Origin of the sequence: Ramlibacter aurantiacus (assembly GCF_016722895.1) — a bacterium.
GTDB classification, from domain to species: domain Bacteria; phylum Pseudomonadota; class Gammaproteobacteria; order Burkholderiales; family Burkholderiaceae_C; genus Ramlibacter; species Ramlibacter aurantiacus.
Map to the genome: position 1 here is coordinate 1,401,100 of NZ_JAEQNA010000001.1, position 21,331 is coordinate 1,422,430.

The 21,331-nt window shown below is 70.1% G+C and carries 21 protein-coding genes; 8 read left to right on the forward strand and 13 right to left on the reverse strand.

All coding sequences use genetic code 11. The features are described from left to right. Nucleotides 1–2: 2 nt before the first annotated feature. Both JI739_RS06565 and JI739_RS06570 read right to left on the reverse strand, forming a co-directional pair. Nucleotides 3–479, reverse strand: coding sequence for a DUF2269 family protein (locus JI739_RS06565; protein WP_201683000.1), 477 nt, complete (start codon nucleotides 477–479; stop codon nucleotides 3–5). Next, on the reverse strand, nucleotides 479–1,783 hold the full coding sequence (locus tag JI739_RS06570; protein WP_201683001.1) for an SDR family oxidoreductase: 1,305 nt from the start codon (nucleotides 1,781–1,783) through the stop codon (nucleotides 479–481). The genes JI739_RS06565 and JI739_RS06570 overlap by 1 nt, the downstream gene beginning before the upstream one ends. A 104-nt stretch (nucleotides 1,784–1,887) precedes the next feature. Between JI739_RS06570 and JI739_RS06575 the strand changes: the two genes are divergently transcribed. Beyond that, on the forward strand, nucleotides 1,888–2,376 hold the full coding sequence (locus tag JI739_RS06575; RefSeq protein WP_201683002.1) for a hypothetical protein: 489 nt from the start codon (nucleotides 1,888–1,890) through the stop codon (nucleotides 2,374–2,376). A gap of 82 nt (nucleotides 2,377–2,458) precedes the next feature. On the opposite strand, the gene JI739_RS06580 is transcribed toward JI739_RS06575, so the two are convergent. Further along, a complete protein-coding gene (locus JI739_RS06580; protein WP_201683003.1) occupies nucleotides 2,459–2,806 on the reverse strand; it encodes an ElaB/YgaM/YqjD family protein in 348 nt (115 codons plus the stop codon). 220 nt (nucleotides 2,807–3,026) lie between these two features. On the opposite strand from JI739_RS06580, the gene JI739_RS06585 reads away from it, so the two are divergent. Both JI739_RS06585 and JI739_RS06590 read left to right on the forward strand, forming a co-directional pair. Beyond that, nucleotides 3,027–3,623, forward strand: coding sequence for an ATP-dependent Clp protease proteolytic subunit (locus tag JI739_RS06585; protein WP_201683004.1), 597 nt, complete (start codon nucleotides 3,027–3,029; stop codon nucleotides 3,621–3,623). Further along, nucleotides 3,620–4,624, forward strand: a complete 1,005-nt coding sequence (locus tag JI739_RS06590; RefSeq protein ID WP_201683005.1) for a P1 family peptidase — start codon at nucleotides 3,620–3,622, stop codon at nucleotides 4,622–4,624. The genes JI739_RS06585 and JI739_RS06590 overlap by 4 nt, the downstream gene beginning before the upstream one ends. On the opposite strand, the gene ettA is transcribed toward JI739_RS06590, so the two are convergent. Both ettA and JI739_RS06600 read right to left on the reverse strand, forming a co-directional pair. Further along, nucleotides 4,617–6,278 (reverse strand): energy-dependent translational throttle protein EttA, encoded by a 1,662-nt coding sequence (gene ettA, locus JI739_RS06595; protein WP_201683006.1) that lies wholly within the window; start codon nucleotides 6,276–6,278, stop codon nucleotides 4,617–4,619. The genes JI739_RS06590 and ettA overlap by 8 nt on opposite strands. A gap of 215 nt (nucleotides 6,279–6,493) precedes the next feature. After that, nucleotides 6,494–8,710 (reverse strand): DUF1631 family protein, encoded by a 2,217-nt coding sequence (locus JI739_RS06600; protein ID WP_201683007.1) that lies wholly within the window; start codon nucleotides 8,708–8,710, stop codon nucleotides 6,494–6,496. 255 nt (nucleotides 8,711–8,965) lie between these two features. Between JI739_RS06600 and JI739_RS06605 the strand changes: the two genes are divergently transcribed. The 5 genes from JI739_RS06605 (at nucleotide 8,966) to JI739_RS06625 (ending at nucleotide 13,849) form a co-directional block, all read left to right on the forward strand. Further along, a complete protein-coding gene (locus tag JI739_RS06605) occupies nucleotides 8,966–10,666 on the forward strand; it encodes a DEAD/DEAH box helicase (RefSeq protein WP_201683008.1) in 1,701 nt (566 codons plus the stop codon). A gap of 94 nt (nucleotides 10,667–10,760) precedes the next feature. Then, nucleotides 10,761–11,549 (forward strand): SDR family NAD(P)-dependent oxidoreductase, encoded by a 789-nt coding sequence (locus JI739_RS06610; RefSeq protein ID WP_201683009.1) that lies wholly within the window; start codon nucleotides 10,761–10,763, stop codon nucleotides 11,547–11,549. 273 nt (nucleotides 11,550–11,822) lie between these two features. Continuing rightward, nucleotides 11,823–12,680 (forward strand): hypothetical protein, encoded by an 858-nt coding sequence (locus JI739_RS06615; RefSeq protein ID WP_236589084.1) that lies wholly within the window; start codon nucleotides 11,823–11,825, stop codon nucleotides 12,678–12,680. Between the two features lie 31 nt (nucleotides 12,681–12,711). Further along, entirely contained in the window at nucleotides 12,712–13,098 is a 387-nt protein-coding gene (gene gloA, locus JI739_RS06620; RefSeq protein WP_201683011.1) for a lactoylglutathione lyase, read from the forward strand. Nucleotides 13,099–13,180: 82 nt separating this feature from the next. Continuing rightward, complete coding sequence (locus JI739_RS06625; RefSeq protein WP_236589086.1) at nucleotides 13,181–13,849, forward strand: TetR/AcrR family transcriptional regulator; 669 nt, start codon at nucleotides 13,181–13,183, stop codon at nucleotides 13,847–13,849. A gap of 74 nt (nucleotides 13,850–13,923) precedes the next feature. On the opposite strand, the gene JI739_RS06630 is transcribed toward JI739_RS06625, so the two are convergent. From JI739_RS06630 to JI739_RS06665, 8 genes are read right to left on the reverse strand one after another with little or no spacing between them, the layout of a single operon-like run. Next, on the reverse strand, nucleotides 13,924–14,991 hold the full coding sequence (locus JI739_RS06630; RefSeq protein ID WP_201683013.1) for a 2,5-dihydroxypyridine 5,6-dioxygenase NicX family protein: 1,068 nt from the start codon (nucleotides 14,989–14,991) through the stop codon (nucleotides 13,924–13,926). A gap of 30 nt (nucleotides 14,992–15,021) precedes the next feature. After that, nucleotides 15,022–15,855 carry an alpha/beta fold hydrolase gene (locus JI739_RS06635; RefSeq protein WP_201683014.1) on the reverse strand — a complete coding sequence of 278 codons (834 nt, stop codon included), beginning with the start codon at nucleotides 15,853–15,855 and terminating at the stop codon, nucleotides 15,022–15,024. Then, nucleotides 15,852–16,628, reverse strand: coding sequence for a maleate cis-trans isomerase family protein (locus JI739_RS06640; protein WP_290428771.1), 777 nt, complete (start codon nucleotides 16,626–16,628; stop codon nucleotides 15,852–15,854). The genes JI739_RS06635 and JI739_RS06640 overlap by 4 nt, the downstream gene beginning before the upstream one ends. Before the next feature lie 11 nt (nucleotides 16,629–16,639). Further along, nucleotides 16,640–17,875, reverse strand: coding sequence for an FAD-dependent monooxygenase (locus JI739_RS06645; protein ID WP_201683015.1), 1,236 nt, complete (start codon nucleotides 17,873–17,875; stop codon nucleotides 16,640–16,642). A gap of 27 nt (nucleotides 17,876–17,902) precedes the next feature. Beyond that, the gene (locus tag JI739_RS06650; RefSeq protein WP_201683333.1) at nucleotides 17,903–18,655 is read right to left on the reverse strand and encodes an ABC transporter ATP-binding protein; all 753 of its coding nucleotides are present in this window, start codon (nucleotides 18,653–18,655) and stop codon (nucleotides 17,903–17,905) included. Between the two features lie 11 nt (nucleotides 18,656–18,666). Continuing rightward, nucleotides 18,667–19,464, reverse strand: a complete 798-nt coding sequence (locus JI739_RS06655) for an ABC transporter ATP-binding protein (RefSeq protein ID WP_201683016.1) — start codon at nucleotides 19,462–19,464, stop codon at nucleotides 18,667–18,669. Further along, complete coding sequence (locus JI739_RS06660) at nucleotides 19,461–20,459, reverse strand: branched-chain amino acid ABC transporter permease (RefSeq protein ID WP_201683017.1); 999 nt, start codon at nucleotides 20,457–20,459, stop codon at nucleotides 19,461–19,463. The genes JI739_RS06655 and JI739_RS06660 overlap by 4 nt, the downstream gene beginning before the upstream one ends. Next, the gene (locus JI739_RS06665) at nucleotides 20,456–21,328 is read right to left on the reverse strand and encodes a branched-chain amino acid ABC transporter permease (RefSeq protein ID WP_201683018.1); all 873 of its coding nucleotides are present in this window, start codon (nucleotides 21,326–21,328) and stop codon (nucleotides 20,456–20,458) included. Before JI739_RS06665 ends, JI739_RS06660 begins: the two co-directional genes overlap by 4 nt. Nucleotides 21,329–21,331 lie beyond the last annotated feature (3 nt).

The following is a 21,331-nucleotide window of genomic DNA, read 5'->3' on the forward strand; positions in this document are numbered from 1 at the left end:
CATCAAGCCCAAGGCAGGTTCTTCGTCACCATCAACCAGAAGATCATCAGGAAGGCGAAGAAGGCCACGAAGCCCAGGCCGACCCACCATCCGAACAGCCGCCAGTACGCCGGCGGCAGCGTCGACCCGGTGGCCGCGGCCCCGCCGGCCAGGTCGCGCAGGCGAAGCTGGATGCCCACCACCGGCAGCCAGCAGGCGATGGCCAGCACGTACAGCCCGATCGACCAGGCCAGCCAGGGGGTGGACCAGGGCAGCCCCAGCCGCAGGACCATCCAGGCCCCGGTCAGTGGCTGCAGGACCGCCGTGGTCGTGGTGAACAGCCAATCCGCCCACACCACCTGGCGGCTGACCGCCGCGACCACCGCCACGTCGCGCTGCATCGTGCTGACCAGCAGGTAGAAGGCCGAGCCCACGCCCGTGCCGAACAACACGGTGGACGAGACCACGTGGATCCAGCTGACGAGCGGGTACCCCTCCATCACCGGCGAAGTGTGGGGCGCGGCTCCAGCCCCCACAGCAGGCCGATGGCCGCGAGGATGGGTAGGTTCTTGCTGATGGGACCGTAGGGGTGGAGCCAGTATTCCGGCAGGAAGAGCGTGATCAGCGCGGTGTAGCCGGCGATCACCAGCAGCTGGAGCGCCCACAGCGCCCGGCGCCAGCGTGCCGGGCAGGCCAGGGTCAGCAGGCCCAGCACGCCGTCGAGCAAGGCCGCGCCATACAGGGCCACGGGTGCGGCGGCGCCGGTGATCCCGACCTGGGCCAGCAGTGCGTAGCTGTCCTGCACCGGATAAAGCCCCAGCGAGACGACCGCGGTCCAGAGCCAGAGCAGGGCCAGGGCGACCCGCAGCACCGGCACCCACACCCCGAGCACGGCCTGGGTGCGAAGCGGCTCCTGCAGGCCTTCGGGCACGAACTGCCGCACCGGCGTGGAGGGGCGGCCCAGCAGCGCCTGCAATCCGTGCGCCGGCGCCGAGTTGCCGCGCAGCAGCATGCCGGCCGTCTCCTCGTCCAGCAGGCCGCCGGGCACGCGGCTCGCCAGCCGCGCACCCCACAGGAACAGCGAGCGCGGCATGGGCAGCACGGGCAGCGGGCCGGCCACTCCCAGCGCGCGGCGCAGGCGGCGCAGGTAACCGGCCATGGTGAGCTGCTCCGGCCCCACGAAGGCGATGGTCTCGATGCGCGCCGGCGGCGCCTGCAGCAAGGCGACGACCCCCTGCACCACGTCCTGCAGGTGGACCGGCTGCAAGTGCATGCGGCCGGCTTCGGGCATCCACAGCAGGGGCGCAGCCGCGAGGCGGTTGAACAGGGCCGTGCTGGCGCCGCCGGCGCCGTACACCACCGATGGCTGGACCACTGCCCCTCGAAGCGGCAGCGACCGCAGCACGTCATCGGCAGCCTTCTTGCTCAGGTGGTAGCGGCTGCGAGCCTGCTCGTCGGCACCCAGCGCGGACACCTGCACCACGACCGCCACGCCGGCATCGACACAGGCCCGGAACAGCTCGGCGGGCGCACGGTGGTGCAGCGCGTCGAACGGCTGCGCAGGCGACTCGCGAATGATGCCGACCGCGTTGACCACGGCATCCACCCCGGCAAGCTGCTCGCGCCACCAGGCGCGGTCCGGCACCCGGGCCAGGTCGGCCTGCAAGGCTTGCCACCGGCCCGGGCCGAGGTCGAGTCGTCGTGGATCGCGCACCGCGCAGACGAGCTCATGCCCCTGCCGCAGCAGCGCCTGCGCCAGGCTGCGCCCGATGAACCCGGTCGCCCCGGTGATGAGAACCCGCATCCACCCCTCCTGTATGGTCGAGCCGCCGTCGAGGGCGCGCGCCACGCGGTTACCGCTTGCAATGGTGAAACATGCGGGCAAGCGCCCGTGCCTAGACTGCCGCCATGAACCCCTGGAACACCGCGTTGCGCGAGGGCTTGGTCGCCGGGTCGATGGCCAGCCTGCTGTCCACCGCCGCACTCATCGCGTTCGGCCGGCGCGAAACCGGCTCGATGGCCGCACCCCTCAACGCCGTGAGCCACTGGGTGCATGAACCCGAGGCCTTGTACGTGGACGAGCCGTCCCTGCGCTACACCGGCGTCGGCTATGCCACCCACCACGCCGCCTCGATCCTCTGGGCGACGTTGTACGCGGCGGGACGGCAGCTGCTGACCCCTGGCCGCCCACCCTCGCTGGCGGGGGCTGCAGCGACAACGGCGGTTGCAGCGCTGGTGGATTTCAAGATGACACCGGCACGCTTTACGCCAGGCTTCGAGCACCGGCTCTCACACACCGCCCTGGTGGGCGTCTACGCCGCCCTGGCACTGGGCACGTACCTCGGCGCGCGCGCCTACCGTCGACTGGACGCCGGGCACGGCCGCACGCCGTTCTGACGCGCCCAACAAAAGGCCTCGCACCGGGTAAGGATGCGAGGCCATCTTGCTGGCCCGGGCGGCATGGCACCGCCCGCAGGCATCAATGCGTGAACAGCTTGCCGAAGATCACCCCGGCCAGGAACGCCACGCCGAGTGCTGCCAGCGGGTTGTCCCGCACCTGCTCGCGCGCATAGTCGCCGTACTCCTGCTGCATGCCCATCACGCGTTCGCTGCCGCTGCCCAGGGTCTGCTCCAGCCGGTCGACGGCCTCGTGGGCGCGCTGGGCCATGCGCCGCACCGTGCCCTCGGACGAATCACCGCTGGCCGTGCCGCCCATCTGGGCCGACGACGATCCGCCCATGGCGCTTCCCCCGGCGCTGCCAGCGGTGCCGCTCGAGCCCATGCTGCTGCTGGTGGGGAATGGATTCTGGCTGGTTTCGCTGTTCATGTGGATCCTCTTGGCGGGTTGAAAAAGGGACGCCAGCGCAAGCTGGCTGGCGATTACTCTAAAGCACAGCGTTGAGGGTCCGTCGGCCAACCGTCGGGTCCGCCTGTAGGACGGTGCCGCACCTCCGGATGGCCGACGCGCGGCCTGCCCGGCGGTCGAAGGGCCGTGCCGATCGCGGCTGCGACAGTGCATGATGGCGGGTCCGAAGGAGCCTTTTCAGATGGAAAACCCCGAATCCGACATCCCCGCATCCACCGCCGAGCCACGCAACTCCTTCCTCGAGGAGAAGGCGTTCAAGTCGCGCACGGTGCTGGTGTTCGGCGCGATCACCGACTCGTCGGCCAGCGAAGTGGCGCGCCGCCTGATCGCCCTGGACGCCGACTCGGCCGCCCCCATCGACATGCTGGTGAGTTCGCCGGGCGGCCATCTCGAATCCGGCGACGCCATCCACGACATCATCCGGTACATCACCGCACCGGTGAACATGATCGGCACCGGCTGGGTGGGCAGCGCCGCCACCCACCTGTACCTGGCGGTGCCGCGCGAGCGTCGCTTCTGCCTGCCCAACACCCGCTTCCTGATCCACCAGCCCAGCGGTGGAGCCGGCGGCCAGGCCACCGACATCGCCATCCACGCGCAGGAAATCATCAAGGCACGCGAGCGCATCGCCCGCACCATCTCCCGCGAGACCGGACGTCCGCTCGATCAGGTGCTCAGCGACATCGAACGCGACCGCTGGTTGTCCGCCGACGAGGCGGTCGACTACGGCCTGGTCGGCCGCGTCATCCAGCACAAGACCGAACTCAAGCGGCATTGAGCGCCAAGCCCACCGCCCGCCCGGCGGGCGCGATCACCGACGTGGCCGGACTGGCGGTCGGCCACTTCACCGACACGCGCCGGCCGACCGGCTGCAGCGTGGTGCTGGTGCCGGATGGCGCGATCGCCGGCGTGGATGTGCGCGGTGCCGCGCCCGGCACGCGCGAGACCGACCTGCTGGCACCCGGCAACCTGGTCGAGCGGGTCCATGCGGTGCTGCTCACCGGTGGCAGCGCCTTCGGGCTCGATGCCGCCGGCGGCGTCATGCGCTGGCTCGAACAACGTGGCATGGGGCTGCCGGTGGGTCCGGTGCGCGTGCCGCTGGTGCCGGCGGCCGTGCTGTTCGACCTGATGGTCGGCGACCCCTCCGTCCGGCCCGATGCAGAGGCCGGCTACCAGGCCTGCCAGGCCGCATCCAGTGCCGCTCCGGCAGAGGGAAACGTGGGAGCGGGCGCCGGCGCGCTCGTCGGCAAGGTGTTCGGCCTGTCGCGCGCCATGAAAGGCGGCATCGGCACGGCATCGGTGCGCGTGGGGGACGTCACCGTGGGCGCACTGGTGGCCTGCAACGCGCTGGGTGACGTGGTCGACCCCGACACCCACCGGGTGCTGGCGGGGGCGCGGGCCGACGACGGCGCGCCGATGGACACGCGGCGGGCCCTGCTGGCGGGGCAGGCGCCGCAGGGCTTGCTGGCCGGCAACCACACGACCATCGGCGTGGTGGCCACCGACGCCGTGCTGGACAAGCCGCAGGCCATGAGGCTCGCGCAGGTCGCACACGACGGGCTCGCGCGAGCCATCAACCCGGTGCACACCGCCTACGACGGCGACACCTTGTTCGCGCTGGCCACCGGCCGGGTCCCGTCGCACCCCGGGCTGCTGGTGCTGGGCGCCATGGCCGCCGAGGCGACCGCGCGCGCCACCGTGCGGGCCGTGCTGGCCGCCCGCAGCCTCGAGCTGTCAGGGCAGCGATGGCCCGCGGCCCACGACACGCCCGTTACTTGAGCGCCTTGTAGCGCATGCGGTGCGGACGGGCGCCCTCTTCGCCCAGTCGCTTCTTCTTGTCGGCTTCGTATTCCTGGTAGTTGCCGTCGAAGAACACCCACTGGCTGTCGCCCTCGGCGGCCAGGATGTGGGTGGCGATGCGGTCCAGGAACCAGCGGTCGTGGCTGATCACCAGCACGCTGCCGGCGTACTCGAGCAAGGCGTCTTCGAGTGCGCGCAGGGTTTCCACGTCGAGGTCGTTCGAGGGCTCGTCCAGCAGCAGCACGTTGCCGCCGGCGATCAGCGTCCTGGCCAGGTGCAGCCGGCCGCGCTCGCCGCCGGACAGCGTGCCGACCCGCTTTTGCTGGTCGGCGCCGTTGAAGTTGAAGCGGCCGCAGTAGGCGCGGCTGGCCATCTGGAACTTGCCGACATTGATGATGTCCAGCCCGCCCGAGATGTCCTCCCACACGGTCTTGTCGTTGGCCAGCGCGTCGCGGCTCTGGTCGACGAACGCCATCTTCACCGTCTGGCCGATCACCACCTCGCCGCTGTCGGGCTGTTCGCGCCCGGCGATCAGCTTGAACAAGGTGGACTTGCCCGCGCCGTTGGGGCCGATGATGCCGACGATGGCGCCCGCGGGTACCTTGAAGCTGAGGTTGTCGATCAGCAGGCGGTCGCCGAAGGACTTGCTCACGTTGTTGAACTCGATGACCTGCGTGCCCAGCCGCTCGGCCACCGGGATGAAGATCTCCTGTGTCTCGTTGCGGCGCTGGTATTCGTAGTCGGACAGTTCCTCGAAACGCGCCAGGCGGGCCTTGCTCTTGGCCTGGCGGCCCTTGGGGTTCTGGCGCGCCCACTCCAGCTCCTTCTTCATGGCCTTGGTGCGGGCGTCCTCGGTGCGCTGCTCCTGCTCCAGGCGTGCTTCCTTCTGCTCCAGCCAGGTGCTGTAGTTGCCCTTGTACGGAATGCCGTGGCCGCGGTCGAGTTCCAGGATCCACTCGGCCGCGTTGTCCAGGAAATAGCGGTCGTGGGTGATGGCCACCACGGTGCCGGGATACCGCTGCAGGAACTGCTCCAGCCACTCCACCGACTCGGCGTCGAGGTGGTTGGTGGGCTCGTCCAGCAGCAGCATGTCGGGCTTGGACAGCAGCAGCTTGCACAGCGCCACGCGGCGCTTCTCGCCGCCGGAGAGCACGCCCACCACGGCCTCCCAGGGCGGCAGGCGCAGCGCGTCGGCGGCAATCTCCAGCTGGTGCTCGGAGTCGGTGCCGGCGGTGGCGATCACCGCCTCCAGCCGGGCCTGCTCGGCGGCCAGGGCGTCGAAGTCGGCGTCGGGTTCGGCATAGGCGGCATAGACCTCATCGAGGCGGGCCTTGGCCGCGTTGACCTCGCCCAGGGCTTCCTCGACTTCCTCGCGCACCGTGTGGTCGGGGTTGAGCTGAGGCTCCTGCGGCAGGTATCCGATCTTCAGCCCGGGCATGGGGATGGCTTCGCCCTCGATCTCCTTGTCCAGCCCGGCCATGATCTTCAGCAGGGTGGACTTGCCCGAGCCGTTCAGGCCCAGCACGCCGATCTTGGCGCCCGGGAAGAACGAGAGGGAAACGTCCTTGAGGATATGTCGCTTCGGCGGGACGATCTTGCCGACGCGGTTCATCGTGTAAACGTATTGAGCCATGTGCGTGTTGGGTGAGGAGTTGCCCGGCGTCTCGGTGGCGCGGGTCTTCGGAGCAGCGGACGGAAGCCAGGGCCGCTGGCTGGAGTAACCGGGGATTATCCTCCGGCGCCGAATGGGCCTGCCGGCGCGCGGCCACGCCCCGGGGCCACGGCGCAGCGGCAGCGCTTCCAATGGCAACCCGCGGAAGCGGTTTTGCCGGCCCCTGGTTGCGCCCCTCAGGGGGAATTCAGGGGGCCCGCCGCAGGCGCTTCGGGGGAAGTCAACGTATTGCGAAGGGCGGCGCGCGCCACTTCGTCGAGCGCCTGGTCGACCAGGTGCCGGTCGGCCACCACCCGGATGCGTCCGGCGGCGCGGAGCCGGTCGAGCGTGCGCCGCGACATCGAATGCGCACTGCCCCGGGGCGAGGTGAACATGAACAGCGTCTGGTGCGGGCTGGCCCAGCTCAATTGCACGCGCTCCCAGCGGCCTTGCACCTGCAGCTCGACCCAGGCACCCAGCGGCAGGAGCTGCCCGAGGTCGTCCGGCCCGTGGGCCGCTTGCAGCGGCGGCGTGTGGGCCGGCGGCACCCGGTCCGGGCCCACATAACCGGACTCTTGCGCTTCGCGGCTGGCCAGCCAGATCCCCGAATCATCGAACGCACTGGCCCCGAACTCCGAAGGCGCCTCCTGGGCCTGTTCGGACGCCCGCCGCGCGGCGGCGTTGCGCCCTTCCTGCAGCGCGCTGGCATGGATCGCGCCCAGCCGCTCGAAGAACCGGGCCGCCAGCTCGGGCGGGTAGTCGATGCCGCGCAAACCCTCCCGCAAGCGCTCCAGCAGCCCCGGCACGAGATAGGCCAGGCGCTGCAGCCGCACGCCACTGGCCGGCCCGGGCTGCACGCTCCACACCAGGTCGGCGGCCACCGCGCGCAACGCGCCCTCTTCGCTGGCCACCCCGCGCCGCAAGGTGTCTTCGGCCAGGGCCTGGGGCCAGGCATTGCGCAGGAAATCGCCGACGAACTCGGGTGCGCCCGCGACCCGCAGCAAAGGCTCGAATTCGGCCGCCAGGCGCTGTGCCAGCAGGTTGCGCTGCTCGGCGTGCATCAGCGCGCGGGCCGCCTCCTCGCGCCGTTTGCGGGCTTCGGCATCGTGCCGGTCCCAGTCGGCCTGCAGCGCCTGCAATTCGCGCCCGAAGTCGTCGCCCTGCACGATCGCGCCGCGTTCGGCCAGGCGAGCCACGGCGCCCTGCACGCCGGCCACGAACAGAGGCCCGCCTTCGTCCGCGTCGCTGGAGAACGCCAGGCTGCGCTGGGTCATCCGGTCCAGCAGGCGCCGGGCCGCATGTTCACGATCGCTGAAGAAGCGCGAGTCACGCCGCGCCAGCGCCAGGACGGTGGGCTCCAGCGCTCCCAGCTGCTGGCGGTACGCCGGCATCAGGCGCGTGTCCTGGTCCAGGTTCTCGAACATCAGCCGCACCACCTGCTCTCCCAGTTGCCGGCCCAGCCGGGGCGCATCCGGCGAATCCGGCGAATCCGTCTCGAGCCCCAGCGGGTCGGCGGCGCCGGGCGGCGCCAGTGCACGCTCGCGCTCCAGCCGCTGCACCAGCGTGTCCACCTGCTTCATCTCCTGCAGCAGCGCGAGCGAGGCCGGCACCGTGTGGAGGAACTCGCCAGGGGGCGCCGCGCGCTCGAAGTCGCCGGCCAGCAGCTTGCGCAGGCGCTCCAGCGTGAGCAGGGTCTTGGCCACCGAGCGGCTGACGGACCGACCCGCCGCCGCGCCGTCCTTGCGCCCGCCCAGCGGCACCGCCGGTTCCACCCCGGTGGAGGCCAGCCAATCGGCCATCTCGCGGTACAGCCGGCGCAGCTGGGTGCCCAGCAGCCCCGCCGAGGGCACCACCAGTGCGTCGCGTGCCCTCGAGTCCGGCACGTGCGCCCAGAGGGCCGCCTGCAGCGCCCGCACGAAGACCTCGGGCCGGACCGGATTGAGGCCCGGCTGGGCCGTGCGCCAGCCCAGCAAGGTGCTGACCAGGGCATCGAGCGCGGGCAGCACGTCCTCGACCATGCGCTCCACTTCTTGTCGGGCCCGGGCCTGCTCGATGTTCTGGTCCAGCACCTCGTCGTCGAACAGCTGCAGGTCCTCGAATCGCAGCTCGTCCGCCGGCAGCTGGTCCTTGCCACCGCCCTCGTAGACCAGCCGGGTCAACTCGGCCCGGAAGCGCTCGCGCAAGGGTTCGATGTCGGCCTGCAAGACCTCGATGGCGCGGCGCACCGCCGGCGCCTGCAGCAGCGGGTTACGACGCGGGCTGTTGGGCGCGCTGCCCAGCAGCAGGCCCTCGACCACGTTGGCGGCCAGGAGCCCGCACTGCGCCAGCAGGCTCTCCAGGCACTGGTGCAGGGAGGGCTGCAGGGCCGCGGGATCGTCCGACACACCCCAGCGCAGGTTCAACAACTTCGCCATGAACGGATTTCAGCACAGCCGTGGAACGCCTCCGGTGAGAACTTGAAACCCAGCAGGGAGCCTCGTGCGATCCATGCGACAATCGCCTTCGCTGCGCATCCAGTGAGCGTGGCACCAGCAGTCCTGCTGGGGACGAAGCGGCCAATCCGGCCGACTGGCTCCCAACTCTCAATCCGATCTGCCTCCTACTGGTCCGGTGCCCTGCATCGGTGTCGGGCTGATCCCACGCGCCACGGATCCGGCGCATCCACCTGCATGAATTTCGAAGAACTGAAACTGGCCCCGGCCATCCTCAAGGCCGTTCGCGAAGAAGGCTACGAGACCCCCACCCCCATCCAGGCCCAGGCCATTCCCGTCGTCCTCGAAGGACACGACCTGCTCGCCGGCGCACAGACCGGCACCGGCAAGACGGCGGCCTTCACCCTGCCCCTGCTGCACAAGCTGGCCATGAGCCGCAGCGCGAGCAACCGCTTCGGCGGCCTCGGCATCCGGGCACTGGTGCTCACCCCCACCCGCGAGCTCGCGGCCCAGGTCGAGGAATCGATCCGCACCTACGGCAAGCACCTGCAGCTGAGCTCCACGGTGATCTTCGGCGGCGTCGGCATGAACCCGCAGATCGACCGCATCAAGAAGGGCGTGGACATCCTGGTCGCCACCCCCGGCCGCCTGCTCGACCTGAGCCAGCAGGGCTTCCTGGACCTGTCCACCGTGCAGGTGCTGGTGCTGGACGAAGCCGACCGCATGCTCGACATGGGCTTCATCCATGACGTCAAGAAGGTGCTGGCCCTGGTTCCGAAGGAAAAGCAGAGCCTGCTGTTCTCCGCCACGTTCAGCGACGAGATCCGCGATCTCGCCAACGGCCTGCTGCGCAACCCGCAGAGCATCCAGGTCACCCCGCGCAACACCACGGTGCAGCGCATCACCCAGGTCGTGCACCCGGTGGGGCGCACCAAGAAGAAGGCCCTGCTCGCGCACATCATCCAGCAGCACGACTGGAGCCAGGTGCTGGTCTTCACCCGCACCAAGTTCGGCGCCAACCACGTGGCCGAATTCCTCAACAAGAACGGCATCACTGCCATGGCGCTGCACGGCAACAAGAGCCAGGGCGCGCGCACCCAGGCGCTGTCGGGCTTCAAGACCGGCGAGATCCGCGCCCTGGTGGCCACCGACATCGCCGCCCGCGGCATCGACATCGACGACCTGCCGCACGTGGTGAACTACGAGATCCCCAACGTGCCCGAGGACTACGTCCACCGCATCGGCCGCACCGGCCGCGCCGGCAAGGAAGGCCAGGCGGTGAGCCTGGTGTGCCTGGACGAAGAAGGCTTCATGCAGGAGATCGAGCGCTTCACGCGCCAGGACATCCCCGCACAGCCGGTCGAAGGCTTCGGACCTGAGTCGGGCGAGCGGGCCGAGCCCATCGCCATGGGCCGCCAGACCATCTGGGGCGGCGCCGGCAAACCGCCCAGCCGCGAGGTCATGGCCGCCGCGGCCAAGGCCGCACGCCAGGAAATGCTGCAGCGCGTCCGCGACAACAAGGGCACGCAAGGTGCCGGTCGCGGCAACGGCGGCGCTGGCGGTGGCAATGGCGACCGTGCGGCCAAGCCCGCGCCCGGCGCGCCGCGCAATCCCCACCATGCGCACAACGGTCCCAAGGCGCCGCACGGCCATCCGCCGCGCCACGCCCACAACGGCCCGCGCCCCCCCCAGCAGCCGCGCCGTGCTGACGCCGAGGCGCAGCCGCGCATGGGTGCGCACAACAGCGGCAGCCCGTTCGTGCAGCGCGATCCCACCCCCGTGCGGCACGGCGACGGCCAGCCGGATCCGCTGCGCACCAGCGTCGACAGCATGGGTGGCGGCCGCGGCCGCCGTGGTGGCGGCGGTGGCGGTGGTGGCGGCGGCGGCGGTGGCGGCGGTCGTGGCGGACGAGGTGGCTACGGCGGCTACGGCCGCTGATCCAGGCGCCTCGCCAGCGCCACTGACCGGCGCTCCCCGTCCTCCAGCCCCTGCAGGCGCCTGCCTGCAGGGGCTTTTTCGTACGATGCGGCGCATGACGACCGACACTTCCGCCCCGCGCATCTCCTTCGGCCTGGCCGGCCGGACCTGCATCGTCACCGGCGCCGCCCAGGGCATCGGCGAGGCCTGCGCCAGGCGGTTGGCCGAAGACGGCGCCCGGGTGGTGCTGGCGGACATTGACGATGCGCGCGGCCAGGCCGTGGCGGCCGAGCTCGGCGGCATGTACCTGCACTGCGACGTGGGTGACAAGGCACAGGTCGACGCCTGCATCGCCCAGGTCGTGCAGCGCCACGGCCGAATCGATGTGCTCGTCAACAACGCCGGCATCTTCAAGGCCGCCGACTTCCTGGACATCAGCGAAGCCGACTTCGATGCGGTGCTGCGCGTGAACCTCAAGGGCGCCTTCCTGATGGGCCAGGCGGCGGCGCGCGAGATGGCCCGCGCCGGCCGCGGGGCGATCGTGCACATGAGCTCGGTCAACGCGGTCCTGGCCATCCCCAACATCGCCAGTTACAACGTGAGCAAGGGCGGCATCAATCAGCTCACCCGGGTGATGGCTCTCGCCCTCGCGGACAAGGGCGTGCGGGTCAACGCGGTGGCGCCGGGCACCATTGCCACCGAACTGGCGGCCAAGGCCGTGCTCACCAGCGACGAGGCGCGCACGCGCATCCTGAGCCGCACGCCGCTGAAGCGCCTGGGCGCGCCGGCCGAGGTGGCGGACGCGGTTTGCTGGCTGGCCAGCGACGCGGCCAGCTATGTCACCGGCGAGATCGTCGTCGTCGACGGTGGCCGGATGGCGCTGAACTACACGGTGCCGGTGTGAGAAGCGCCGCACGGCTCGCGCTGTAGCTTCCTTTCGACAGGAGGCTGTCGCGCCCTCCTGCCCAGCCGCATCGAAACGTAACTTCTGGCCCGCGCTCCCGCCTGCACGGCCACCCGCGGGCGCGCCCTTCCGGGCTGCGTCCCACCCCCGGGCGCAACCGCCCTGCAGTCGCTGCACAGATTGCTTACCTTTCGTCGCCGAACAGCGACATCTTGTGGGAGGCGTCCTACTACGATCCCCTTTCCCGTGACTCAGCCGCATCCCTCCGCCTTCATGCCGCCTCCAGGAAGTTCCAGCCAGCCGACCGTGTCTCCCGCGCTCGGGTCCGACCAGGCGGTGCGGTCCGTGCTCACCCGCTACGGCGCCAGCAAGTGGGAGATGGCCCACGGCTACACCGGCCCGACCCGCCATCTGCCGGCCCGTGCCGGGCAGGCGCTGCGTGGCATCCCCGACACGGGCGCGCAACTCGGCAGCGGCAGCGGGATGGAAATGCTCAACTGGGTCGACCCCAGCGGCCGCGGCACCGTGCTGCCGCCGCTGATGCGGCGGCTCGACGGGCACTGGTGCTCCGACCACAGTGCCGGCAACACCTGGGGTTTCTGGTGCAAGAAGTCGGCCGCCGAGCCAGGCGTGCATCCGCTGCCGCGCAACCGCATGCCCTATCACCTGCAGGACCCTCACTTCGCCATCGTGGCGCTGAGCGTGCCGGGCAATGGTCGCAGCGGCGTCGCCTTCCAGGCGTCCAAGGCCGAGGAAAACCACGTGGCCGAGCTGGCCCTGTCGAACAACCGGCCACAGGCGCGCTGGATCGATGCCGACGGGCAGCGGGTGGTGCTCACCAGCCCGCAGGCGCTGGCGCCGCACCGGCCGGCGGTGCTCACGCTGAGCGCGCGCCCAGGCCAGCAGAGCCTGCGCGTCGACGGGGAAGCCGTGGCCGCCGCGGCCGGCGTGTTCGCCCCCAGCAACTTCGCCCAACTGCTGATCGGCTGGGGCTTCCGCAGCTACTTTCCCAACGAAGGCTTCGGCGGCCACGTCTACGGCGTCATCACCGGCAGGGGCTCGCCGGCCGAGCACGAACTCGCGCTGCTGGAGCGCTATCTCGGCACCACGGCGGGTCTCACGCTGCCTTAGGGCAGGCTGGCCGCCGCCCATAATCGCGGCCATGCGAATCCTTCACACCATGCTGCGCGTGGGCGACCTGCAGCGCGCCGTCGATTTCTACACCCGGGTGCTGGGCATGAAGCTGCTGCGCACCACCGAGCGACCCGACCAGAAGTACTCGTTGGCCTTCCTGGGCTACGGCAGCAATCCCGAGCACGCCGAACTCGAGCTGACCTACAACCACGGCGTCGACCACTACGACCTGGGCACCGCCTACGGCCACATCGCCCTGGGCGTGGAAGACGCCTACGCGGCCTGCGAGCGCATCCGTGCAGCCGGCGGCCAGGTCACCCGCGAGCCCGGGCCGGTCAAGGGCGGCACCAGCGTCATCGCCTTCGTCACCGATCCCGACGGCTACAAGATCGAACTGATCCAGCGCGACGCCTGAGGCGCGCCGGCGCGTGCGCCCTGCGGTCGAGGTGGGGCACCCACCCTACAATTAAACAGTCGATCAAATCATGGAGGAGGCCATGAGCCAAGCAAGCGCGAAGCGCCCCAGGCAGAAGGGCCCTGGCCGTCCCGAGGGCCTCAGCAACATCCGTGACGCCATCATGGACGCGGCCGAATCCCAGTTCGCCGAGCTGGGCTACGCCGGGACCAGCCTTCGCGAGATCGCCGACGCGGTCAATGTCACCCAGGCACTGATCAGCTATTACTTCGGCTCCAAGTACGGCCTGTTCCAGGAGACCTTCCTGCGCCGCGGCCTCATGATCTCCACCGAACGGATCGAGCGGCTGGACGCGCTGCTCGCCGCCGGCAAGCCCACCGTCCGCGACATCGTCCGCTCGTTCCTCTCGCCCACCCTGGCGCTGCGCGCAACCACGCAGGGGCGCGCCTTCCTGCGCCTGCAGGCGCGCCTGCACACCGAGCCGCCCGAGATCTCGTACCCGCTGCGAAGCGGCGCCTACGGGGTTTCCACGCAGCGCTACGTGGATGCCATCCGGCTGGCGCTGCCGCACCTGCGCGAGCTGGACGCCTACTGGCGGGTGACCCTGATGGTGGGCACCTACCTCTACGCCTTCTCCGACACCCACCGCATGGAGGAGATGGTGCCCGAGGGCCTGTACGACCCCGAGGACACCGAGTCGCTGATCGACCAGGTCACGCGTTTCGTCACCGGCGGCTTCGAGGCCGCCTGAGCGTCAATCGCCGGCGAGCGGCCGGCGCAGCTGCGCCAGGTCCAGCACGCCGGCGGAGATCCGCCGCAGGTGGTTCATCCGGCGCGCGCGCGCACGTCTTCGGCCATCAGCGACTCCACCACGCGGCCCTCGGCCACCACCTGCAGGTCGTCGACGAAGACATTGCAGCGCCGCATCGGGATGTCGATGTGGCAGGTGGTGGTGCGGCTGCCGCCGGCCTCGTTGTTCGGGCCGAGCGAGAACAGGAAGTTGCCGCTGACGGCGCGCGCGTCCATGCCGATCGACGCCTCGCGGTCGTACAGGCCCAGCGTGGACCAATGGGCACGCTTTTGCAGGCCCCAGCCGATGTGCGAGATGGCATAGGCCTCGGGGTCGCCGAAGGAGTCGATGTACTCCTCGAGCATCCCGGCCTCCGCCCCGCCTTCGATGCGCGTGACGAAGCCGGCCGTCACGGTCAGGGTGATCGGCTCGGTGACGTAGCTTTTCTGGGGCAGCAGGATGTCGCCCTTGTCGAGCACGATGCGACCCTCGGCCCCGCCCTCGTTGGGCCAGGTGAACACGAAGCCGCTGGGCCAGTGGTCCCAGCGCCCGGGCTGGTCGACGAAGCCGTATTCGCCCGTGACCGGGTATTCGCCCAGCGGCAACCGCAGGTCCGTGCCCGCGGCCGACGTGACGCGCATCAGGCGCCGGTCCTGCAGCAGCCTGATTCCGGCCTGCACCCGCTGGTAATCCTCCATCGTCGGCACCAGGCGCGCCAGGATCTCCGGCGGCTCCACGGCCAGCAGGATCCTGGTTCCCGATTGGAGGATCTCGTGCTGCTCGGGCGAGAACAGCAGGGTCATCAGGTCCAGCACCAGGTCGCTGGCCTTGAGCGCGGCGATGGCGGGCGCATGGCCGGTCAGCGGCGTGGTGCCCAGGTAGGCCAGCGGATCGCGGCTCAGCGACTTCTCGCCGTTGACCGGCGGCAGGTCGAGCCGGCACACCGTCGCACCCAGCAGCGCCAGCGCCGTCAGCGCACAGCGCAGGGTTTGCGGGTGCGTGCCGTCGCTGGTCAGCACCGTGACCGACTGGCCCGGCCGAAGCCTGGACAAGGTCAGGACCTGGGTCCAGGCCTGGATGAGGGCCGCATCCTGGATGGGCATGGAGGTCTCCTTGCGTTCAGTGCGGCTGGCTCACGCGAGGTCCGCGCCCAGGAAACCGGCCAGGCCGGCCATGAAGCCGTCCAGGTTGTCCCAGGGGATCATGTGGCCGGCGCCGGCGACCCGCACCGTGGCGAAATCGCGCGTGAGGCCGCGGATTTCCTGCACGTCCGCGTCGCGCACCACGTCGCCACGCTCCGCGGTCATCAGCAGCACGGGCACGGTGATCTTCGGGAGATCGGCATGGACGTCGTCGGTCTGGAAGGCCTCGAAGCTCGTGACGATGGCGCGCTCGTCGCAGGTGTGCAGCCATTGCGCGCGCAACCGCAGTTGTTCCTCGGTCCAGGTGGGGCAATACACCCGCATCTCGTCCAGCGTGATGCCGCGCCGGGCCTGCCGGATCGAGTCGACGTACCAGGGCAGTTGCGCCGGGTAGGGACGCCGGCCCGGGCCGGACACGGGCGGATCCGCGGCGACGATCCGGCTCAGGCCGCCCGGCTCGCGCGACGCGGCGCGAATCGCGATGCGACCGCCCATCGAGTGCCCGACATACGCATACCGCGCCAAGCCGAGCGCCTGGGTGAAGGCGATCAGGTCGGCGGCCTGCGCATCGAGGCTGTAGTCGAGGCCCTCACCGGCCTCGCTCAGGCCACGGCCGCGCACGTCCAGCACATAGGTGTCGAACTGCCGGCCGAAGCGCTCGGCGACGAAGCCCCAGGTGACGGCCGGGCTCGTGATGCCGGGGATCAACACCACCGCATCGCGCCCGCTGCGGACTCCATCGGAGCCGCCGTAGCGCAGGTAGTGCTGGCGGATGCCGTTCGCGTGCACATGCGCGCCGTACAGGTAGGTGCTGGGCGGGCTCATGCGGCGCCTCCTTTCGCATAGGCGCCCGACAGCAGCGCGCCCGCGCCGGGGACGACCTGCTCCAGCCCGAGGGCGCCCAGCATGGCGTAGGTGGTGGCGACGGCGGCCGTGACCACCGGCTTGCCCGTCTGCGCCTCGACCTGCGCGATGGCGGCCAGCGACGGCATCTGCACGCAGGCCGACAGAACGATGACATCGACGTCATCGGTCTTCATGCCCGCCACGATCCCGGGCAGCCGGCCTGGGTCGTGCCGGCCGACCTCGAGGTTGTCGGGGATCTCCAGCGCCCGCCAGTCGGCGACCTCGAAGCCCTCGTGCTCGATGTAGTCGATCACCAGGCGGGTCAGCGGCACCATGTAGGGCGCGACCAGGGCGATGCGCCTGGCCTTCATCACCTTCAGCGCATCGACCAGCGCACCGGCACTGGTCACCACCGGCGCCTCGCCGCCGTTGCCACGGGTCGCGCCGCCCAGCCGCTCCTGTGACTGCCGGTGGTAGCCGCGCCCCATGGCCATGATGGCGACCAGGCAGGCATAGCCCAGCACGTCGACGCGGGCGTCGCTCAGCTCCAGGGCGCAGCGGTCCGAAGCCGCGTCCATCGCCGCCAGTTCCTCCTTGTTCACATGCTTCATGCGCATGCGGGCGGAGTGGAAGGTGAAGCGCTCGGGCCGCACCTGCTCGCGCATGCGCAGCATGGCCGGGATCTCCGTCTCCATCGTGGTGTTGGAGCTGGGAACGATCTGGCCGATGCGAAAGTGGGTCTTGCTCGTCATCGCCTGCTCCTTCACACCGGGGCGCCAACGGTCGCGGACCCGAAGCGCTCCACGCACCGGGTCGCGTCGTACTCGTAGACCCATTCGGCCTTGATGCCCACCGCATTGGGGTTCCTGGCCTGCGCCCGCTGGAACTCCAGGTCGCGCTTTTTCTGCTCCTCGGGGCTGGCCAGGTGGTAGGTCTTGCCTCGCTCGCGCGCCTCCAGCTGCACGCGCGCGGTGCGGGGCCGTCGCTCGGCCTCGTAGGCGTCCAGGGCCGCCTCGACGTCGCCGCCGTGGTGCGCCAGGGCCGCGGCCAGCACGTAGCCATCCTCGATGGCCATGGCCGCGCCCTGCGACAGGAAGGGCAGCATGGGATGCGCGGCGTCGCCCAGCAGCGTGACGCGTCCCTTGGACCAGCGCTCCATCGGGTCGCGGTCGAACAGGCCCCACTTGAAGATCTGCTGCTTGTCGGTGCGCTCGAGCAGGCGGATCACGTTCTCGTGCCAGCCGGCGTAGGCGTCGACCAGCTCCTCGCGGGTGCTCGGCTCGGTCCACGACTCGGCCACCCAGTCCGCGCTCTCGTTGACCGCCACGATGTTGACGGCCGCGCCGCCCTTGACGTAGTAGGTCACGAGGTGAGCCTTCGGCCCCATCCAGAAAGAGGCGTCGGGGCTGACGAACGGCAGCGGGTGGTGCTCGACCGGCACCAGCGCGCGCCAGCACATGTGGCCGGTGAACTGCGCATCGGACCTGCCCCAGGTCTCGTCGCGCACCACCGAATGGATGCCGTCGGCGCCCACGATGAGGTCGGCCTCGAAGCGGGTGCCATCGTTGAAGTGGGCCACGGCGGTGTTCTTTCCGTGCGTGACGCCGGTGCAAACCACGTTGAAGCGCACTCGATCCAGCGGCAGTCCCTCGCTCAGGATGGCGTGGACGTCCGCCCGGTGGACGTGCCAGAAGTCGGCGCCGAAGGCTCGCGGACACACCTCGCGCAGCGGCGTGCGGAACAGCTCGCGCGCATCGCTCCAGTTGCGGCCCACCATGGCCTGCGGAAGAAAGCCCACCTGGCGCAAGCCCTCGCCCGCGCCGAGCGCCTCGATCACCTTGGCCGCATTGGGCGTGATCTGCACGCCGGCGCCGATCTCGCCGAAGCCCGACGCGCGCTCGAACAGGTGCGCCTCGATGCCGCGCTGCTGCAGTGCACGCGCCAGCGCAACGCCACCGATGCCGGCTCCCACGATGCCTACTTTCAAGGCTCTTTCCATTTCACACTCCAGTCAGTCGAAAAGCCGTCATGCACCCAGGTAGGCGCCCAACAGCTCGGGATCATTCCTCAGGCTCTCGCAGTCGCGGCTTGCGACCACGCGGCCCGTCTCGAACACGTACGCGCGCGACGCCACGTCCAGGGCGTTGTGCACGTTCTGCTCCACCAGCACCACGGTCACCCCGTTCCCCTTGATCTCGCGGACCACGTCGAACACTTCGTCGGCCATGCGCGGGCTCAAGCCCAGGCTGGGCTCGTCGAGCAGCAGCAGCGTGGGTTCGGACATCAGCGCCCGCCCGATCGCCAGCATCTGCTGCTCGCCGCCGCTGAGCGTGCCGGCCAGTTGCCGGTGGCGCTCCTTCAGGCGCGGAAACCGCTCGTAGACGGCTGCCTTGCGCCTGTCAACCTCGGCGGCGGAACGGCACAGGTAGGCGCCCATCGCCAGGTTCTCGTCCACGGTCATGGCCGGCCACACGTGGCGCTCCTCCGGACACTGGGCGATGCCGCGGGCGACGATCCTGTCCGCGGCCACCCCGCCGATGGACGCGCCATCGAACAGGATTTCCCCCCGCGTGGGCTTCAGCAGCCCGGAGATGGCCCGCAGGGTCGTGGTCTTGCCGGCGCCGTTGGCGCCGAGCAGCGCCACCACCTCGCCGGGGCGCACCGACAGGGTCACCCCGTGCAGGGCCGCCGTCTTGCCGTAGCTCACGTGCAGGTCGCGCAGCTCGAGCAAGGCATCGGTCGCCGTGGTGCCCTCGGCCGCCACCGTGCCCGGCGCCATCACGGTCTGGTTCATCCCTTTTTCCCTCCGCCGAGGTAAGCCTCGATCACCTGCGCATCACCCTGGATCTCGGCCGGCGATCCTTCGGCGAGCTTCTGGCCGAAGTGCATCACGACCACCCGGTCGGACACGCTCATCACCAGGTTCATGTTGTGCTCGACCACCAGGATCGAACGCACGATGCTGCCACGCAGCGACTTCAGCACCTCGCCGAAGGTCCGGGCCTCCTGGCTGTTCAGGCCGGCGGCCGGCTCGTCCAGCATCAGGATCTCGGGCTTGGCGGCCAGCGCGATCGACACCTCCAGCAGGCGCAGCTCACCGCACGACAGCGATGACGCCGGCGTGTCGATCCGGTGCGTCAGGCCCATGGTCTGGATGATCCGGCACGCACTCTCACGCACGCTGTGTTCCGTCCGGCGCACCGCCCGGCCCGGGAAGAACGTGCGCCAGAGCGGCTGGCGTGCCTCCAGGTAGTGCCCGGTCAGCACGTTCTCGAACACCGTCAGCGACTTCAGGATGTTCGTCTTCTGGAAGCTCCGCACGATGCCCATCTGGGCCATCTGGAAGGGCTTGCGGCCGGTGACGGGCGTGCCGCCGAAGCGCACCTCGCCCGCACTGGGGGTGTAGAAGCCGGTGATGAGGTTGAAGCACGTCGTCTTGCCCGCGCCATTGGGGCCGATGAGGCCGACGATCTCGCCCGGCCGGACATCGAAGCTCACGTCCTTCACGGCATGGATGCCGCCGAAGGACTTGCTCAGGCCCCGCACCTCCAGGGCTTGCGGCGCCATCGCCTGCACGCCGCTGCTCATGCCGGCCTCCCAGGCGCCGGCTCCGGCTCCGGTGCCGGTACCGCCACGGGCGACGGCGCCACGGCGCGGCCGCGCCACTGCATGACCCAGCCCATCAGGCCCCGCGGCAGGAACAGCACGATGCCGATCACCGCCAGCCCGAACAGGGACAGCCGCAACTCCTTGGCCTCGCGCAGGTACTCCTCGAGGAAGGTCACCAGGAGGGCGCCGACCAGCGGCCCGACCAGCGTTCCCTTGCCCCCGATCAGCACCATGATGATCATGCTGACCATGAAGGCGAAGCGGAAGACTTCAGGTCCGACGAACGAGATGTAGTGCGCGTAGAACCCGCCCGCCATGCCGGACAGCAGCGCCCCCAGCACCAGGGCCAGCATGGTGTAGTTCAACGGCCGTATGCCGATCGACTGCGCCACATAGCGGTTCTCCCGCACGGCGACAGCGGCCCGCCCCGCGTTCGAGTGGACGAACCGGTATGAAAGATAGAGCGTCAGGGCCAGCAGCACCCAGGCGATGGCGTAGTAGAACTGCTTGGCGCCCAGGTTGCCCGCCTCGGCCAGGATGGCCGGCTGCGGGATCCCGGCGATGCCCATGGGGCCGTTGGTCAGCCCGATCCAGTTGTCGGCGACCAGCCGCAGCACCTCCGCGAACGACAAGGTCACGATCACGAAGAACGGCCCCTGCAGCCGCAAGGTCAGCGCGCCGATCACCAGGCCCATCACGGCGGCCAGCAGCCCGGCCACGGGAATGGTGGCCCACAGCGGCCAGCCGTACTGGGCCGACAGGATGGCCGCCGCATACGCGCCCGTTCCCAGGAACGCGGTGTGGCCGAGCGAGAACTCGCCGACGTAGCCCACCACCAGGTTGAGGCTGCTGGCGAGCACCGCATAGAACAGCACCATGATGGCGATATGCAGGATGTACTGGTCCTGCACCAGCAAGGGGAAGACGGCGGCCAGCACCATCCATCCGATGAGGCAGTTCTTCTCGAAGTTCATGCTCGCTCCGCTCGAGTGGAGAACAACCCGTAGGGTCGCACCAGCAGCGTGAGGATGACCAGGCCGAAGCCGATGATGTCCACCCAGCCGGTCGCCACGTAGCCTCCCCACAAAGCCTCCACCACGCCCAGCAGCACGCCGCCCACGATCGCGCCCGCGAACGAGCCCATGCCGCCGAGGATCACCACCACGAAGGCCTTCATGCTCACCAGTCCGCCGACGGACACCTGCGCCGAGTAGATGGAGCCGAGCAGCATGCCGGCCAGCGACGCGATCACGGTGCCCATGGCGAAGGTCGCCGCGTAGACGTTGGCGGTGCGCACGCCAGCCAGCTGCGCCGCCATCGGGTCCTGGAAGGTCGCGCGCATGGCCCGGCCCAGGCGGGTCTTGTGGATCACCACCCAGGCCAGCGCGATCAACACCGCGCACACCGCCACCGCGAACAGCCGCAGCTTGGTCAGCACCACCGGGCCCATGATCAGCGGCCCCGAAGACAGCGGCGCCTCCACCTTCAGCGGCGCGGTGCCCACCGCCAGCAGCGCGGTGTTGGCCAGGAAGATGGACAGCCCGATGGTCAGCAGGATGCCCGGCTCCTCGCCCTGGTCGCGGATGCGCTCGATCAGCAGGCGGTCGACCAGCCAGCCGAAGGCACCCATGGCCACCGCCACCAGCAGCAGCCCGCTGAAGAAGTCCAGGCCCAGGCGGCTGGTGGCCCACCAGCCCATCACGCCACCGAGCATGTACAGCTCGCCGTGGGCGAAGTTCACCACGCGCATCAGCCCGAGGATCAGGGTCAGCCCCAGCGCGGACAGCGCGTAGAACGACCCGGTCACCAGGCCGTTGGCCAGGTACTGCGGCAACAGTTCCATGAT